We start from the raw sequence: 15,978 nt of genomic DNA on the forward strand, positions 1-15,978 counted from the left end.
CCGGGTTTTCCGGGGCGACGGCGCCGGGCCGTCTCAGGACGAGGTGCGCAGCAGGTGCTCCGTCGTGCGTTCGGCGCTTTCCAGCAGCCACTCCGGGGCCACGCCCTCGGGCAGTGCGCGCACCTCCTCCGCCAAAGCCGAGACCCGGGCGGCGCCGGCTTCGGGCCGGCCCAGCTCGTGCTCGGTCCAGGCGGCGTTGTTCACGCACTGGAACCGGGCCTGCAGATGCTCCGGGCCGAGCTCCGCGTGGAGGGCGGCGGCCCGTTCCCAGAGCCGGATCTCCTCCAGCCGCAGCGCCTCCAGCTCCGCCGCGCCCAGCGGGTCCGCGGACCCTGGGCCCCGGTCCCCTTCCTCCGCACCGTCTTCCTCGCGTGCCTCCTCGTCGGCGCGGACCCGGCGGTCGAGTACCTGGGCGAGCTGGTTCCAGGTCTCGGCCAGTTCGGCCCGTGCCCCGGGGTCTTCGGGGGCGTCCGCCAGCGCGGCGGTCAGCACCTCGGCCGCCTCGTCCATCCGGGCCCGGGCCCCCGCGACCGCCGCGTCGGTGACCCCGTCGCGCAGCCCCAGCCAGGCCAGGGACCGCAGGATCCGTACCTCGGCGACCGGTGCGTCCTTCGACCGCCTGCGCAGTTCCAGGGCCCGCTCGTACGCGGCGGCCGCCTCCGGCACCAGTCGTGCCTCGGAGAGCTGATCGGCGGCGGCCTGCGCGAAGTCGGCCTGCGGACGCGGGTCCTCCCAGTCCTCGGCGAGCTCCGCCGCCAGCAGGTACTGCTCGGCCGCACCCCGGGGATCCTGCAGTTCGCGCAGCAGGTCGCCCAGGAACTCCCGTACGGACACGGCCTGGCCCGCACCGTGCTCCAGCAGGTCCGGCAGCGTCGACTGCAGCACCTCGGCCGCCTCGGCGGTGTGGCCCTCGCGGGCGTGGCACCGGGCGAGCAGCAGCCGTGCCTGGGCCCCGCCGTCGGCGCCGAGCCCGGCCTGGTCGAACCAGTGCGCCGCCTCCAGAGCGTGCCGCGCGGCCTCCGCGTCGGCCTCGCCGCGCCCCAGCAGGATGTCGGCGAGGGTGAGCCGTACGACGCCCTGCGCCTCGGTGTCGGTCACCTCGGCGGCGTGGGCCAGACCGGCCCGGGCCGACTCCTCCGCCTCCGCCGCGCGGTCCAGCGACATCAGCACTCCGGCCCGCAGCACGAGCGGATCCACGGCGAGCCACGGCCGGCCGGCGGCCACCGAGCGCTCGGCGGAGTCGGCGAGCAGGGTCACGGCGCGTTCCGGGTCGCCCTGCGAGAGGGCGAGCCGGCCCAGCATCTCCTCGGCCTCCGCCACCACGTCGGGCAGGGCCGCGGCGTAGGCATCGGCGAAGGCGGCCAGTTCGGCGGCCAGCTCGCCGTGCCCGTACCCGTGCTCCTGGCCGTGGTCATGCCCGTGGCCGTCGGCGTGCCCGTGCCCGCCGGCGTGCCCGTGTCCGGGGTCCTCGGTGGCCTCGACCGAGCGCAGGTACGACTCCACCCGGATCCCGGTCAGTTCCGCGAGGGCGATCCGCCGGGTCCGCAGCGGCTCCTCGGCGTCCAGCGCCTCGGCTGCGCGCAGGGCGACGGCCAGCAGGGCGCGCAGCTCCCCCGGCTCGGTGCCCGACTGCGCCGCCACGGTCGCCAGCCGCAGTTCGGCCAGGGCGGCCCGCTCCGCGTTCCCCAGCTCCCGGTAGCGCTCGCGTACGCCGGCCAGCCGGTCCACGGCGTCCGCGGCGCCGGCCCGCGCGGCCGCCAGGGCCCGGTGGTCCGCCACATCGGCGGCGACCAGCGGATCGGACCCGGCCGCCGCCTCGGGGCGCAGGGCCACCTGCTCCCAGAGGGCTTCCGCCCCGGGGTGCCCGAGGTCGCGTGCCGCGCGGGCGCGTTCCACGAGTTCCGCGAAGCCCCCGGCCGGCGCCACCGGCTTCGGCGCCGGGGCGGGGGCGGGGCCCGGCTGCGGGAGCGCCGCGAGCGCGGAGCTGCGTACGCCCAGCGGCAGCACCTCGGTCAGAGGGGCCGCGCCGATCCGCGCGAGGAACCGCTCCGAGACCCGGGTGGAGCCGTTGCGGGCGTCGAACCGCCGGGCGCTGTCGAGCGCGCCCGCGCGCAGGGCCTCGTACAGCTCGGACACGGTGCGCGGGCTGCCCTCGTAGGGGACGGCGGGGCTCTGGCCGTGGCCCAGCTCCGTCAGCCGGCGCAGCAGGACGAGGATGCCGCCGTGGAAGGCCAGCTGGTCGGAGAGGTTGGCGAGCGGGGCCACGTGCACCGCGTGCTCGGCCAGGATCTCCAGGCCCCGGGACTCGTTCCCGGTGAGCGCGCAGAACTCGATGTGCCGTCCCACCGAGGGCAGCAGGCTCTCCTTGTCCCGGGCCAGCCGGTATCCGCGCAGATGGGCCGAGCGGGCCTCGTCGAACCGGCCGAGCCGCACCAGCGGCAGCAGCGAGGTGGCCAGGATCCGGTGGGGTTCCTCCGCGCAGGTCTGCTCGCCGGACAGCACCGGCTGCCAGATGTCCAGGGCCTCGGCGTCGTCACCGCGCAGCATGGCGTACTGGCCCTGGCCGTTGAGTTCGCAGGCGTGGCAGTCGCTCATGTCGTCGCGGTCGGCGCCCTGCCAGCGGGAGTAGGCGCGGCCGGCCCGCTCGTCGTCTCCGGTGGCGTCGGCGAGCCACAGCTCGGCCTCGCGCACGGGACGCTCGCTGTAGCCGGCGATCCGGTAGCGGCGCTCCATCTCCTCCAGCCAGCCGGCGGCCGACTCCATGGGGATCTCGGGGGAGTGGCCGATGGCGCTGGCGATCCACTTGAACTGCCAGAACAGCGAGTGGGCGTCCCATTCGTCGAAGGCGCCGGGGTCCTTGTCGTACTCCTGGAGCAGCCGGGCGAAGGGTACGAGCATCTTCGGCGACTCGGAGCTGTACAGGTAGGCGTTGATCAGATTGTCCAGTGCCGCACGGAACAGCGGGCGGTCCCCGGTCGCTTCGGCGGCGGCGGACAGGGCCTCGGCGTGCGCGTTGCGTGCGGCTCCGCCCGGGGCCCGGCGGTTCTCGGCCAGTCCGCGCTCGATCTCCTCGCGCGTCATCGTGCTCACTTCTGCTCCCCCTGGGTGTCGGTGCTGTCGATCTCGTCCGTGCTGCCCGTGCTGCCCGTGCTGCCCGTGCTGCCCGTACCGCCCGTACCGTCCGTGCTGTTGACGGGGTGGGTCGCCCATTCCAGGAGCCCGAGGAAGGCCCGGTTGAGCAGGGTGGTGTCGGCCGCCCGCAGGGGCCGCTGCGACCTCAGCAGGGCCTGCCCGTACAGCGATTCGACGGCCGTGGCGGTCAGGGCCTCGTCGGGGAGGGCGGCGATCCGGCGGATGAGCGGGTTGTTGTGGTTGAGCACGAGGCGGGCGCGCGGGGCGGAGCCGCGCAGCGAACCGAGGATGCCGCTCCACAGCGAGTCGGCGGTCTCCAGGGCGGCGGTGCGGTCGCGCTCCTGCCGGGCCTGGCGGTCGTCGAGGTAGAGCGCGGGGACCGCGGCGGGCTGGAAGGCGCGCAGGACGACGTCGCAGCTCTGGGGTTCCAGGCGGGTGCGGGCGGTGGCCAGGAAGGGGGCCAGGGCCAGTTCGGCGGAGGTCGGTACCGGATCGAGGCGTTCGGTGACGGCCCCCGCGTCGAGCTCGGTGACCTTGAGCTCCGGCCGTACGGAGGGCAGCAGGGCCAGCAGGTCGGCGTCGTAGGTGTAGCCGGCGTTGATGACCCCGAGGCCGTGGGCCGCCGCGATCGGGGCGATCTGGCGGAACTCCTCCACGGTCCGGGTGAAGTGGATCTCGGTGTGCGCGGCGGCGAACTCCTCCAGGTTCATCGAACCGTCGCTGGTCTCGAACGGCAGCCAGGGCAGCATCAGCGCGAGCAGCTCGGCGTCGTGCCGGGCGAGCGACTTCACCCCGAGGTGGTGCACGCTCAGGAAGGCGGCCAGCCGCTCGGGTTCGCTGGTCGCGAGCTCGGCGAGCCAGGCGCGGACGCGGGCGCCGAGGGCCTCGCGCACGGCGGCCAGGGTCTCGTCGTCGTACAGGTTCTCGCGGGAGGCGGTGGGCCGCAGGGTGTCGGTGTCGAGGACGGCGCGGACGAAGAACGCCCAGTCGGGCAGCAGGTTGTCGGCCTTGTCGGTCAGCAGCATGCCCTTGAGGTGCACCCGGTGTCCGGACCGGTGGGCGGGGCTGGTCGGCTCGGGCAGGACGTACGCGACTCCGCGCACCCCGGCCACGGGAAGGTCCAGGTCGATGCTGTCGAGCGGGGTGAAACCGAAGAGCTGCGCGCAGTGCCCGGCGAGCGCGACGCGACGGGCCGCGGGGGTGGGGAAGGGCCGGTCCCAGACGGCGGGCCGGTCGGTGACCGGGCGGGGTCCGGCGGCGGAGCCGTCCTCGAAGGTGATGTCGTAGGGCAGCAGGGAGCCGTAGTCGCGGGCCAGCTGTTCGACCTTGGCCGGGACGGTCCACTCCTCGGCTCCGGGCCGGGCCTCCAGGACGACGGTGGTGCCGGGCTCCGGGCGGGCGTCGGCGGGCAGTTCGCGGACGGTGTACGAGCCGTCGTCGGTGGCCAGCCATTCGACGGGCGCGGCCAGTGGATCCCGGGCGGAGCGGGTGACCACGCGGATCTCGCGGGCGACGACGAAGCAGGCGAGCAGGCCGATGCCGAACTGGCCGAGGAACTCCTGGCGGGTGGTCTCCAGGCCGTGCGGGCCTCCGCGCTTGGAGCTGCGTCCGATGGTGGCGAGGAGGGAGTGGGCCTCGTCGGCGGTCAGGCCGATGCCGCTGTCCTCGATGGTCACCCGGTTGCCCTTCGCGGACAGGCGGATGCGGATCTCGGCTTCCGGATCCAGGGCGTGGCGGGCGGTGACGGCGTCGACGGCGTTCTGGAGGAGCTCGCGGACGTATACGCGGGGGCTGGAGTAGAGGTGGTGGGAGAGGAGGTCGACCAGGCCGCGGAGATCGACTTGGAAGGTGTTCGGACGGGGTTCTTCGGGGATCATGGAGCGTCACCTCGCGTGCGGGTACGGGTTGTTCGGCGACCGCGAGGTACCCCCCTCACAGATCCCGGAGTGAGGAACAGAGTAGGGGGATGATCCGACAATCCCTCCGTTAATTCCGGGGCCTTCAAGGCATTCAGGGCCTTCAGGGGCTCCGGGGCGTCCAGGGCCTCCAGGGCGTCCAGGGCGTCCAGGGCCTCCAGGGCCTCCAGGGCCTCCGGGGATTCTCCGGGGAGCCCGGTTTATTGGAACCGCAGGAACTGCGGGGGCACGGAGTCCACCAGCCACACCCCATTGGCGCTGATCCGAAACACGTGCCCCGCGGTGCGTATCGCCCTCGCGTCCACGGAGAGGACGACCGGCCGGCCGCGCCGTGCGCCGACGCGGGTCGCGGTCTCCCGGTCCGGGGAGAGGTGGACGTGGTGGCGCGCCATCGGGCGCAGTCCCTCGGCGCGGATCGCGTCCAGGGCGGCCGCGACGGTGCCGTGGTACAGGTACGCGGGCGGTTCGGCCTCAGGCAGGTTCAGGTCCACGGGGACGGTATGCCCCTGGCTGGCGCGGATCCGGCTGCCGTCGACGGCGAACCGCTGCTTGTCGTTGGCGGCGACCACGTGGTCGAGCTCGGCCCGGCTGATGGGGAAGCCGTGGGAGGCCGTGGCGTGCAGAAGATCGTCGATCTCCACCCAGCCGTGCGGGTCGAGCACCAGTCCGATGCGTTCCGGCTGATGGCGCAGGTGTTTCGAGACGTATTTGGACACCTTGACGGTGCGCTTGTCATCCATTCGCCCAGCGTGACGGCTCGGCGGGGTCCGGCGCAGCGATTTTCCGCCGTCCTCTCGAACCTGGACTCCCTCTATCGCGTTTCCAAGATACGGAATACATTTTCCGCTGAACTGCCACTCAAGGGGAAGAATAGTATGACAAATAGTGCGTCTCTGTCGCGGCGTGCGACCGCCGAGCTCATCGGCACCGCCGCCCTCCTCGTGGTCGTCATCGGATCCGGAATCCAGGCCGCTGCACTCACCTCCGACACGGGGGTGGCCCTGGTCGCCAACTCGCTCGCCTCGGCCATCGGGCTCGGGCTGATCATCACCCTCTTCGGGCCGCTCTCGGGCGCCCACCTCAACCCGGTCGTCACCCTCACGGACTGGTGGGGGCGGCGCAGCGGCGGCGAAGGGCTCGCAGGCCGGGAGGCCCTGGTCTACGTCGCGGCCCAGACCGCCGGTGCGATAGCCGGCGCGGTCCTCGCGGAAGCGATGTTCGGCCGCCTCCCCGGAGCCTTCTCCACCCGGGTCCGCGACGGCGGACACCTGCTCGTCGGCGAGGTGGTGGCCACCGCCGGACTGGTCCTGGTGATCCAGGGCCTCGGCCGCATCGGCCGGCCGAAGCTGATCCCGGCCGCGGTCGCCGCCTACATCGCCGCCGCGATCTGGTTCACCTCCTCCGGGTCCTTCGCGAACCCGGCCGGCACCATCGGGCGCAGCTTCAGCGACTCCTTCACCGGCATCGCCCCGCAGTCGCTGCCGGGGTTCGTCGCCGCCCAGCTCGTCGGCGGGATCCTCGGCCTCGTCCTCGCGGCCGTCCTCTACGGGAACACCCGCCGGGCAGCCGCCGGCCCGGCCGGGGCCACGGACCCCGCCGGCCCCACCACCCTCACCGCCACCATCGGCGCGGTGGCCGAAACCACCACGCCCGGACCGGCCTACCAGGCCGTCGGCTGACCCTCCGGGACGGGTTCCCCACAGGTCGGCCTGACTTGTCCACAGCCCTTTGCGCCGGTTTCGCCGACAAAAGCGTGATCCGGCCTGTGGACTACTGAGCGAGCACTACCGGCCGCCGCGGCTGGCCAGATCGTTCATCGTCCTGGCCTGCAACTCCCGTTCCGTGGCGGCCCGGACGAACTCCGCCACGTGGTCGGGCCCCACCAGCTCCTGCACCGCCCGTACGGTCTCGGCGGGCAGCGCCACCGGGGCCGGCCCGGACGGCTGAGGGCTCCCCACGGCCCCGAGGTGCTGCTGGAGGTGCCGGGTCGCGAAGAGGCGCATCGCCCGCGCCAGCTCCGCGTCCACCGTCTGCTGGGCCAGCGGGCGCAGCCTTCGCACCATCGTCGCCGCCTCGGCCGCGTCGGAGTCCGTCGGAGGGACGGCCCCCAGGTACCGGGCGAAGACGTGCTCCGTGGTGAACTCCAGGAAGCGCGAGGCGATCAGCTCCACCTGACCGCGCAACTCCCGCAGATGACCGGTGATCGCGGGCAGCGGGACCCCGGCGGCATACAGCTCGGCCGCCACGGACAGCTCCTGCGGGGACGGTACGAGGAACTGGTCGGGACGCCCCGGGATCCGCTCCAGCACGCCCAGTTCGCAGGCCTCGCCCACCGCTTCGTCGTCCGGCTTGCCGCCGAACCGTTCGTTCAGCTCGTCCCGGCTTATCCGGGCCGCTTCCTCGTCCGTCCACGGCCCGTGCACCTCGGCCACCAGCCCGAGCACTCCGCCGAGCCCGCGGCCTGCGTCCCAGGCCTCCAGCAATTCCTTGATGGAGGCCAGGGTGTACCCCCGGTCCAGCAGGTCGGCGATCTGGCGCAGCCGCGCCAGATGCGTGTCCCGGTAGACATTGGAGCGGCCTCGCCGCTCCGGCTTCGGCAGCAGACCACGGTCCTGGTACGCCCGGATCGTCCGGACGGTCGCACCGCTGTGGTGCGCCAGATCCTCGATCCGGTACTCGGCTACTGCCTGCTCGGACAATCCCGGCTCCCTACGACATGGCGGCTCGGCCGACCGCGCCCGCAGCTGACCGGGCGGCAGGTGAAGCCGCGAGGTACTCGACCGCCCTGCGCAGCGAGCCCTCCTGCGAGGGATGGTACGACCGCCGCAGGTAGCGGGGTATGGCCATGCCGAGCTCTCTCCAAGTGGGCAGCAGACCCTTGGCCACGGCACGGCGGTGCTCGCGCAGCGAATAGCGGGTCCGGCCGCGCAGTTCGGGGTCGTTGCGCAGCAGGTACGAGGCCCCCGCGAGCCACAGCCAGCCCAGGACCGGTGCGACCACGGCCATGCCCCCGATGCGGCGGACGTAGCGGGGCAGGCCCGCGCCGCCGCAGTGCTGGTACATGTCGAAGGCGACGGAGCGGTGCTCCACCTGCTCCGCGCCGTGCCAGCGCAGCAGGTCGAGCATGATCTCGTCCGCCCCGGCCGCGTCCAGCCCCTCGGCGCCGAGCACCCAGTCCCCGAGGACCGCCGTGAACTGCTCGATCGCGGCGACCAGCGAGAGCCGGAAGCGCAGCCACTCCTGTGCGGTGACCGGGGCCCCGAAGGGCGGGGTCTCCCCCAGCAGCTTCTCGAAGAGGAAGTCCACGTACGTCGTGTACGCCTCGGTGGGCAGCCGCTGTTCGGCGAGGTGGTCCAGGACGTAGGAGTGCTGCACGCTGTGCGTGGCCTCCTGGCCCATGAACCCCTTCACGTCGCTGCGCAGCTTCGGGTCCGTGACCAGGGGCAGGCCCTCCTTGAAGACCTTCACGAACCACCGCTCGCCGGCCGGCAGCAGCAGGTGCAGCACGTTGATGACGTGGGTGGCGGTGGGCTCGTCCGGTATCCAGTGCAGCGGGGTGGTCTTCCAGTCGAAGGCCACCCGGCGCGGTGCGATCGCGTACCGGGCAGTCCTGCCCGGGGCCGCCCCGCTCACAGCCTGGGCTCCAGCTTCGCGAACCGCCGCAGCGTCCCCGGCGCGAACCGGGACATCCACAGGGCGCCCTTGGACTCGGGGGTCACCGGGACCACGGCCTGGTTCTTCACGACCGCGAGCAGGATCGCGTCGGCGACCTTCTCCGGCGGGAAGTTGCGCAGCCCGTAGAGGCGCGAGGACTTCTGCTGGCGCCGCTTCTCCTCGGCCTCGTCCACTCCGGCGAAACGGGAGGTGGCGGTGATGTTGGTGTTGACGATGCCGGGGCAGATCGCCGACACCCCGATCGACTTCGACGCCAGCTCGGCCCGCAGGCACTCGCTGAGCATCAGCACCGCCGCCTTGGACGTGCTGTAGGCGGGCAGCGTCTTGGACGGCAGGTAGGCGGCGGCGGAGGCGGTGTTGACGATGTGCCCGCCCTGGCCGCGGTCGGCCATCTGCTTCCCGAAGAGCCGGCAGCCGTGGATGACGCCCCACAGGTTGACGTCGAGGACCTTCTTCCAGTCCTCGGCGGTCGTGTCCAGGAACGGGCCCGAGAGGCCGACACCGGCGTTGTTGACCAGGACGTCCACGATCCCGTACTCGGTGGCGACCTTCTCGGCGAGCTTCTCCATGGCCTGCTCGTCGCTGACGTCGACGCACTCGCCCCAGGCCTGCGGCGCACCGACCAGGCGCGCCATGTCGGCGGTGCGGGCGGCCCCGTCGGCGTCCCGGTCCACGCACACCACGCGGGCGCCGGCCTCGGCGAACGCGAAGGCGGTGGCCCGCCCGATGCCGCTGGCGGCCCCGGTGACCAGGACCAGCTGGCCGCCGAAGCGGTCCGCGTACCTGCCGGGGGCCTTCTGCTCGGGCGCCCGCGTGGCGGGCTCCTCGCGGGAGGTGACGAACTCGGTGATCCACGCGGCCAGCTGGTCGGGCCGGGTCCGCGGCACCCAGTGCTTGGCCGGCAGGGTGCGCCGCACCAGGTCCGGGGCCCACAGCTCCAGATCGTCGTAGAGCCGCTCGGAGAGGAAGGCGTCCCCGGTGGGGGTGATCAGCTGCACCGGTACGTGGGCGTACGCGTCGGCGCGCGGCCTGCGCATCCGGGGCCGGACGTTGTCCCGGTAGAGCCAGGCGCCGTGCGCGGCGTCGGAGCGCAGGGAGGCCGTCGGGTAGTCCCCGACCGGGACCTGCTCGAGGCGCTCCAGCATCTTCGGCCAGCGCTTGCCGAGCGGTCCGCGCCAGGCCAGCTCCGGCAGCACGGGGGTGTGCAGCATGTACACGTACCAGGACTTGGCGCCCTGGTTCAGCAGCTGGGCCGTCCGGCGCGGGGTCGGCCGGGCCATCCGCTTCTTGATCCAGTGCCCGAAGTGGTCCAGGGAGGGCCCCGACATCGAGGTGAAGGAGGCGATCCGGCCCTCGGTCCGGGCGACCGTCGCGAACTCCCAGCCCTGCACGGACCCCCAGTCGTGACCGACCAGGTGCACCGGGCGGTCCGGGCTGACCGCGTCGATGACCGCGAGGAAGTCGTCGGTCAGCTTCTCCAGGGTGAACCCGCCCCGCAGCGGCTGCGGGGCGGTGGAGCGCCCGTGGCCGCGCACGTCGTAGAGCACGACGTGGAACCGGGACGCCAGCAGACCTGCGACCTGCGACCAGACCTCCTTGCTGTCCGGGTACCCGTGCACCAGCACGACCGTCGGCCGCTCCACGTCGCCGAGTTCGACCACGCACAGCTCGATCCCGCCGGTGCTCACCCAGCGCTCGCGCCCGCCCGCCAGGCCCGCGTCCGTCATTGCGCTCATGCCGCCTTCTCCTCAGCCCAGCGCCGCACGTGCGGCAGATCGTCGTCCAGCCAGTACGCGCTCTCCTCGGGGTCCCGGGAGTCGGTGACGACCAGGATCTCCTCGAACTTCGCGCCGGTGCCCCGGAATCCCAGGTGCGGCTCCACCGCCCACAGGCCGGGCTGGGGCGGATGGTCGGAGAAGCGGTACGGGCTCCACAGCGGGGACCAGCCCTCGCGATGGCCGCGCAGCGCGTCGGAGGCCAGCCCCTTCAGGGCCTGGGTGCCGAACCCGAACGCGGTCGGTGCCCAGCTCCGCTCCTTGACCCGGTCTATCTTGTGCGCGATGACGCCGAAGGGGTAGGCCCGGTGCCGGTTGGCGTACCCCTGGCCGGTCATCAGCCGCTCCACCGCCTCGTAGATGTCGCGCAGGGAGCGGCGCTCGCGGACCTGGTCGAGGATCAGCGTGCGGTGCGCCTGCAGGTCCGACATCAGCCGGTCCTGCACGGGATTGAGGCCGAGGCTGCCCGAGTATCCGATGTCCGCGGTGTGGCCCTTGTAGACCGGGGCCATGTCGAGGATGAACGGCATCCCCGGCTCCAGGGCCCGGTTCGTCGGGAAGAACTGCAGGGGGATCTTGAAGCCGGTGAATGCGGTCCGGTCTCCGAACCACGCGAACGGCATGTGGAACCAGTCCCGCACCCCGCGCTCGCGCAGCCAGTCGCGCTGCATCCGCGCGGCCTCGCGCTCGGTCACGCCGGGGCGCAGCTGCGCCGCGACGGCCTCCGCGCACTCGTAGGAGAGGCGCTGCACTTCCTTGAACCCGCGCAGCTCGGCGGAGAGCTCCGTGGTGCGTCGCATCGTGCGTTGCCTGGTGTCCCCAGCCATCCCAGCCGTCCGTCCATATAGCCGTACGCGCCCGTAACTTGACACTGATGAATGTGACAATGACCGGAGATCACGTCAAGGCCCGTGCACGGACCTGTGGACAAACTTGTCCGGTACGCATCAGCCCTACGTCAGCCTTATGTCGGGGTCCGTAGTCCTGAAGGCGGAGAAAGGATCGAGCTCCAGGTCTGACGATCCGGGCCCGGCGCGCCACTAACGTCGTTCACGTGACTGTCATCGCGACCGAAAGCCTGAGCAAGCGGTACCCCCGAGTGACCGCCCTCGACCGGCTCTCCTTGGACATCGGACCCGGAGTCACCGGGCTCGTAGGCGCCAACGGAGCCGGCAAGTCCACGCTGATCAAAATCCTGCTGGGACTGTCCCCCGCCACCGAGGGCACCGCCGCCGTGCTCGGACTCGACGTAGCCACCCATGGCAGCGCGATCCGCGAGCGCGTCGGCTACATGCCCGAACACGACTGCCTGCCCCCCGACGTCTCGGCCACCGAGTTCGTCGTGCACATGGCGCGCATGTCCGGGCTCCCGCCGACCGCCGCCCGTGAGCGCACCGCGGACACCCTGCGCCACGTGGGGCTGTACGAGGAGCGCTACCGCCCCATCGGCGGCTACTCCACGGGCATGAAGCAGCGCGTCAAGCTCGCCCAGGCGCTGGTCCACGACCCGCAACTGGTGCTCCTCGACGAGCCCACCAACGGCCTCGACCCGGTCGGCCGCGACGAGATGCTGGGCCTGATCCGCCGCGTCTACACCGACTTCGGCATCTCGGTCCTGGTCACCTCCCACCTGCTCGGCGAGCTGGAGCGGACCTGCGACCACGTCGTGGTCGTCGACGGAGGCAAGCTGCTGCGCTCCAGCTCCACCAGCGACTTCACCCAGACCACCACGACCCTCGCGGTCGAGGTCACCGACTCCGACGCCCACCCGGACGGCACCGCCGCCCTGCGCAAGGCGCTCACCGAGGCGGGACTGACGCTGCACGCCGGCGAGGAGGAGGGCCTGCCCGGGGCCGGCCACATCCTCCTCGTGGAGGCCACCGGCGAGGCCACGTACGACACCGTCCGCGACACGGTGGCCGATCTCGGCATCGGGCTGGTCCGCATGGAACAGCGCCGCCACCACATCGCCGAGGTCTTCCGCGACAGCGACGCGGCCGCCGCCCGCACCGAGCAGTACGCAGCCCAGTCCGCCCAGGCCGCCGCCTGGGCCGCCACCCAGCAGAAGGGAGCCGGTTCCGATGGCGCCTGACACCTCGACCCAGATCCACAACATCGGCTACCGGTCCTACGACGGCCCCCGGCTCGGCCGCGCCTACGCCCGCAAGTCGCTCTTCGCGCAGTCCCTGCGCGGCGCCTACGGACTCGGCCGCTCGGCCAAGTCCAAGGTGCTGCCGATGCTGCTCTTCGCGGTGATGTGCGTTCCCGCGCTGATCCTCGTCGCCGTCGCGATCACCGTGCCCGGCTCGACCTCGCTGCCGATCAAGTACACGACGTACGCGATGACCACCCAGGTGATCGTCTACCTCTACCTCGCGTCGCAGGCACCGCAGTCCGTCTCGCGGGACCTGCGCTTCAAGACGGTGCCGCTCTACTTCTCGCGGCCCATCGAGCGGGTCGACTACGTCGTGGCCAAGTTCGCGGCCATGGCCTCGGCCCTGTTCATCCTCACCGCGACCCCGCTGCTGATCATGTGGATCGGCTCGCTCCTGGCGAAGTTCGACTTCGCCGACCAGACCAAGGGATTCGGACAGGCACTGGTGTCGGTACTGCTGCTGTCGCTGCTCTTCTCCGGCCTCGGCCTGGTCATGGCCGCGCTCACCCCGCGCCGCGGCTTCGGCGTCGCCGCCATCATCGCCGTGCTCCTGATCCCCTACGGCGCCGTGTCCGCCGTCCAGGCCATCGCCTACGAGACCGGCTCGACCGGCGGCATCGAGTGGCTGGGCCTGTTCTCCCCGATGAGCCTCATCGACGGCCTGCAGACCGCCTTCCTCGGCGCCGACTCGGGCTTCCCCGGCAGCGAGGGCCCCTCGGGCGCCATCGGCTTCGTCTACCTGCTCGTCATCCTCGGCCTCATCGCCGGCTCCTACGCCGCCCTGATGGCCCGCTACCGGAAGGCCGGGCTGTGAGCATCATCGACATCGACCACACCTCCCGCTGGTTCGGGAACGTCGTCGCCGTCAACGACGTGACCATGCGCATCGGTCCCGGAGTCACCGGTCTGCTCGGCCCCAACGGCGCCGGCAAGTCCACCCTCATCAACATGATGGGCGGCTTCCTCGCCCCCTCCACGGGCACCGTCACCCTCGACGGCACCCCGATCTGGCAGAACGAGCAGGTCTACAAGCAGATCGGCGTCGTGCCCGAGCGCGAGGCCATGTACGACTTCCTCACCGGCAAGGAGTTCGTCGTCGCCAACGCCGAGCTCCACGGCCTCGACGAGGCGTCCGCCCAGCGGGCCCTGGCCACGGTCGAGATGGAGTACGCGCAGGACCGCAAGATCTCCACGTACTCCAAGGGCATGCGCCAGCGCGTGAAGATGGCCTCCGCCCTGGTGCACGACCCCTCCGTGCTCCTGCTCGACGAGCCGTTCAACGGCATGGACCCGCGCCAGCGCATGCAGCTCATGGAGCTGCTGCGGCGGATGGGCGACGCCGGCCGCACCGTGCTGTTCTCCTCGCACATCCTGGAGGAGGTCGAACAGCTCGCCTCCCACATCGAGGTGGTCGTGGCCGGCCGGCACGCCGCCTCCGGCGACTTCCGCAAGATCCGCCGCCTGATGACGGACCGCCCGCACCGCTACCTCGTCCGCTCCTCCGACGACCGGGCCCTCGCCGCGGCCCTGATCGCCGACCCGTCCACCGCCGGGATCGAGGTGGACCTCAAGGAGGGCGCCCTGCGCATCCAGGCCGTCGACTTCGGGCGCTTCACCGAGCTGCTGCCGCGGGTCGCCCGCGAGCACGGCATCCGGCTGCTGACGGTCTCGCCTTCCGACGAGTCCCTCGAGTCGGTCTTCTCCTACCTCGTCGCGGCCTGAAGGAGCTGGCACCCATGTACAACCCCACCGTTGCCCGGCTCACCTACCGGGCCCTGCTCGGCCGCCGCCGCGCGCTGATCCTCTGCGCGCTGCCCGTCCTGCTGATCGCCATCTCCATCGCCGTACGCGCCTTCGCGGGCCTCGACGACAAGGTCGCCGCCGATCTCCTCGGCGGGTTCGCACTGGCCACGATGGTCCCGCTGATCGGCGTCATCGCCGGCACCGGCGCCATCGGCCCGGAGATCGACGACGGCTCGATCGTCTACCTGCTCTCGAAGCCGGTGAAGCGCCCGACGATCATCCTCACGAAGCTGACCGTCGCGATCGCCGTCACCATGGTCTTCTCCGCGATCCCCACCCTGATCGCCGGCTTCATCCTCAATGGCAACGGCCAGCAGATCGCCGTCGCCTACACCGTCGCCGCCCTCGTCGCCTCGGTCGCCTACAGCGCACTGTTCCTGCTGCTGGGCACCGTCAGCCGGCACGCGGTCGTCTTCGGCCTGGTCTACGCCCTGATCTGGGAGTCGCTCTTCGGCAGCCTCGTCGACGGCGCCAAGACCCTCAGCGTCCAGCAGTGGTCGCTGGCCCTCGCGCAGAAGGTCGCGGGCGAGGGGTACGTGGACGCCACCGTCGGGCTGCCCACCGCGGTGATCCTGCTCGTCGCCGTCACCGTCGGCGCCACCTTCTACGCCGGTCAGAAGCTCCGCCGCCTGACCCTGGCCGGCGAGGAGTAGGACGACCGCGCGGCGTCCCCGGCGGCGCCGTCCCCGGATGTTTCACGTGAAACCGTGCCCCGCCCGGCCCACCGGCCGGGCGGGGCACAGCTTTGCGCGAGATCATCGATGCATGATCGAGTACACCGAGCCCGAGCCGTCCAGGCCAGTGCGGTCCTGGATACGCTCCGCGCCCGGGACTCACATCTGGCTGCTGATCATCGTGGTCACCAGCGTCGTGGTCGTGATCGTGCCCGACCACCTCGAACACGTCCTGCTCCACCGCAACAGCAGCAACATCCACGAGCTCGCCCGGCATCCCATACGGGCGCTCCTCAGCAGCGCGTTCTGGATCGAGGATCCCGCCTCGCTCCCGCTCTACTTCGTCCTCTTCGAGATCTTCCAGGCCAACGTCGAGCGCTGGCTCGGCACCCTGCGCTGGCTCTTCATCATCGCGACCGGACACATCACGGCCACGCTCATCAGCCAGAAACTGGTCCTGATGGCCATCCAGGACCACCGCGCCCCGCGCAGCATGGTCCACGTCGTCGACATCGGCGTCAGCTACGGACTCGCGAGCGCCATCGGAGTGCTGACGTACCGGCTGCCCGGCCCCTGGCGCTGGCTCTACCTGGCCGGGGCCGTGGCCTTCTTCGGACTCCCGCTCGCCAGCGACGGCACCTTCACCGACTTCGGCCACGCCATCGCGCTCGCCGTCGGCCTCCTCGCCTGGCCCCTGACCCGGCACCCGAACCCGCACCGGACTCCCGGCTGACGCACGTAAATTCACTGGTACGAGGCGTGCGGCGGGGGCAGAGTGAGCCGTGCGGGGAGAAACAAGAAGGTCCGGAACAGCCACTTCGAGCGCGCCTCGCGGCGCGGGCCGTTCC

At 72.0% G+C, this 15,978-nt stretch carries 13 protein-coding genes; 6 read left to right on the plus strand and 7 right to left on the minus strand.

The genetic code is table 11. From position 1 onward, the window contains the following. Positions 1–33 precede the first annotated feature (33 nt). The 3 genes from ACIA8F_RS01160 to ACIA8F_RS01170 all read right to left on the minus strand — a co-directional run bounded on the left by ACIA8F_RS01160 (position 34) and on the right by ACIA8F_RS01170 (position 5,788). The gene (locus tag ACIA8F_RS01160; protein WP_399376069.1) at positions 34–3,090 is read right to left on the minus strand and encodes a tetratricopeptide repeat protein; all 3,057 of its coding nucleotides are present in this window, start codon (positions 3,088–3,090) and stop codon (positions 34–36) included. Then, positions 3,087–5,009, minus strand: a complete 1,923-nt coding sequence (locus tag ACIA8F_RS01165; protein WP_399376070.1) for an HSP90 family protein — start codon at positions 5,007–5,009, stop codon at positions 3,087–3,089. Before ACIA8F_RS01165 ends, ACIA8F_RS01160 begins: the two co-directional genes overlap by 4 nt. 239 nt (positions 5,010–5,248) lie before the next feature. Further along, complete coding sequence (locus tag ACIA8F_RS01170) at positions 5,249–5,788, minus strand: RNA 2'-phosphotransferase (RefSeq protein ID WP_399376071.1); 540 nt, start codon at positions 5,786–5,788, stop codon at positions 5,249–5,251. Positions 5,789–5,923: 135 nt separating this feature from the next. On the opposite strand from ACIA8F_RS01170, the gene ACIA8F_RS01175 reads away from it, so the two are divergent. Continuing rightward, positions 5,924–6,727: an aquaporin gene (locus tag ACIA8F_RS01175; RefSeq protein ID WP_399376072.1), complete on the plus strand. Its 804-nt coding sequence runs from the start codon at positions 5,924–5,926 to the stop codon at positions 6,725–6,727. A gap of 105 nt (positions 6,728–6,832) precedes the next feature. Here ACIA8F_RS01175 and ACIA8F_RS01180 read toward each other — a convergent pair whose 3' ends face one another. From ACIA8F_RS01180 to ACIA8F_RS01195, 4 genes are read right to left on the minus strand one after another with little or no spacing between them, the layout of a single operon-like run. Next, positions 6,833–7,747, minus strand: a complete 915-nt coding sequence (locus ACIA8F_RS01180; protein ID WP_399376073.1) for a MerR family transcriptional regulator — start codon at positions 7,745–7,747, stop codon at positions 6,833–6,835. A gap of 10 nt (positions 7,748–7,757) precedes the next feature. Continuing rightward, complete coding sequence (locus ACIA8F_RS01185) at positions 7,758–8,681, minus strand: metal-dependent hydrolase (RefSeq protein ID WP_399376074.1); 924 nt, start codon at positions 8,679–8,681, stop codon at positions 7,758–7,760. Then, the gene (locus tag ACIA8F_RS01190) at positions 8,678–10,450 is read right to left on the minus strand and encodes an SDR family oxidoreductase (protein WP_399376251.1); all 1,773 of its coding nucleotides are present in this window, start codon (positions 10,448–10,450) and stop codon (positions 8,678–8,680) included. Before ACIA8F_RS01190 ends, ACIA8F_RS01185 begins: the two co-directional genes overlap by 4 nt. A gap of 5 nt (positions 10,451–10,455) precedes the next feature. Then, positions 10,456–11,298, minus strand: a complete 843-nt coding sequence (locus ACIA8F_RS01195) for a M24 family metallopeptidase (protein ID WP_399376075.1) — start codon at positions 11,296–11,298, stop codon at positions 10,456–10,458. Positions 11,299–11,552: 254 nt separating this feature from the next. Between ACIA8F_RS01195 and ACIA8F_RS01200 the strand changes: the two genes are divergently transcribed. The 5 genes from ACIA8F_RS01200 to ACIA8F_RS01220 all read left to right on the plus strand — a co-directional run bounded on the left by ACIA8F_RS01200 (position 11,553) and on the right by ACIA8F_RS01220 (position 15,863). Further along, complete coding sequence (locus ACIA8F_RS01200; protein WP_399376076.1) at positions 11,553–12,590, plus strand: ABC transporter ATP-binding protein; 1,038 nt, start codon at positions 11,553–11,555, stop codon at positions 12,588–12,590. Then, on the plus strand, positions 12,580–13,467 hold the full coding sequence (locus tag ACIA8F_RS01205) for an ABC transporter permease (protein WP_399376077.1): 888 nt from the start codon (positions 12,580–12,582) through the stop codon (positions 13,465–13,467). The genes ACIA8F_RS01200 and ACIA8F_RS01205 overlap by 11 nt, the downstream gene beginning before the upstream one ends. Beyond that, positions 13,464–14,375, plus strand: coding sequence for an ABC transporter ATP-binding protein (locus ACIA8F_RS01210; RefSeq protein WP_399376078.1), 912 nt, complete (start codon positions 13,464–13,466; stop codon positions 14,373–14,375). The genes ACIA8F_RS01205 and ACIA8F_RS01210 overlap by 4 nt, the downstream gene beginning before the upstream one ends. Positions 14,376–14,389: 14 nt before the next feature. Next, positions 14,390–15,109 (plus strand): ABC transporter permease, encoded by a 720-nt coding sequence (locus tag ACIA8F_RS01215; protein WP_383940077.1) that lies wholly within the window; start codon positions 14,390–14,392, stop codon positions 15,107–15,109. 112 nt (positions 15,110–15,221) lie between these two features. Then, complete coding sequence (locus tag ACIA8F_RS01220; protein ID WP_399376079.1) at positions 15,222–15,863, plus strand: rhomboid-like protein; 642 nt, start codon at positions 15,222–15,224, stop codon at positions 15,861–15,863. Positions 15,864–15,978: the final 115 nt, after the last annotated feature.

The sequence above is a fragment of the Streptomyces sp. NPDC051563 genome (assembly GCF_044454225.1).
Lineage (GTDB): Bacteria > Actinomycetota > Actinomycetes > Streptomycetales > Streptomycetaceae > Streptomyces.

What these genes read in the sequence shown, in the direction of transcription:
- ACIA8F_RS01165 (WP_399376070.1), bottom strand. Translation starts at nt 5,009, where the DNA reads ATGATCCCCGAAGAACCCCGTCCGAACACCTTCCAAGTCGATCTCCGC.
- ACIA8F_RS01170 (WP_399376071.1), bottom strand. Translation starts at nt 5,788, where the DNA reads ATGGATGACAAGCGCACCGTCAAGGTGTCCAAATACGTCTCGAAACAC.
- ACIA8F_RS01175 (WP_399376072.1), top strand. Translation starts at nt 5,924, where the DNA reads ATGACAAATAGTGCGTCTCTGTCGCGGCGTGCGACCGCCGAGCTCATC.
- ACIA8F_RS01190 (WP_399376251.1), bottom strand. Translation starts at nt 10,450, where the DNA reads ATGACGGACGCGGGCCTGGCGGGCGGGCGCGAGCGCTGGGTGAGCACC.
- ACIA8F_RS01195 (WP_399376075.1), bottom strand. Translation starts at nt 11,298, where the DNA reads ATGCGACGCACCACGGAGCTCTCCGCCGAGCTGCGCGGGTTCAAGGAA.
- ACIA8F_RS01205 (WP_399376077.1), top strand. Translation starts at nt 12,580, where the DNA reads ATGGCGCCTGACACCTCGACCCAGATCCACAACATCGGCTACCGGTCC.
- ACIA8F_RS01215 (WP_383940077.1), top strand. Translation starts at nt 14,390, where the DNA reads ATGTACAACCCCACCGTTGCCCGGCTCACCTACCGGGCCCTGCTCGGC.
- ACIA8F_RS01220 (WP_399376079.1), top strand. Translation starts at nt 15,222, where the DNA reads ATGATCGAGTACACCGAGCCCGAGCCGTCCAGGCCAGTGCGGTCCTGG.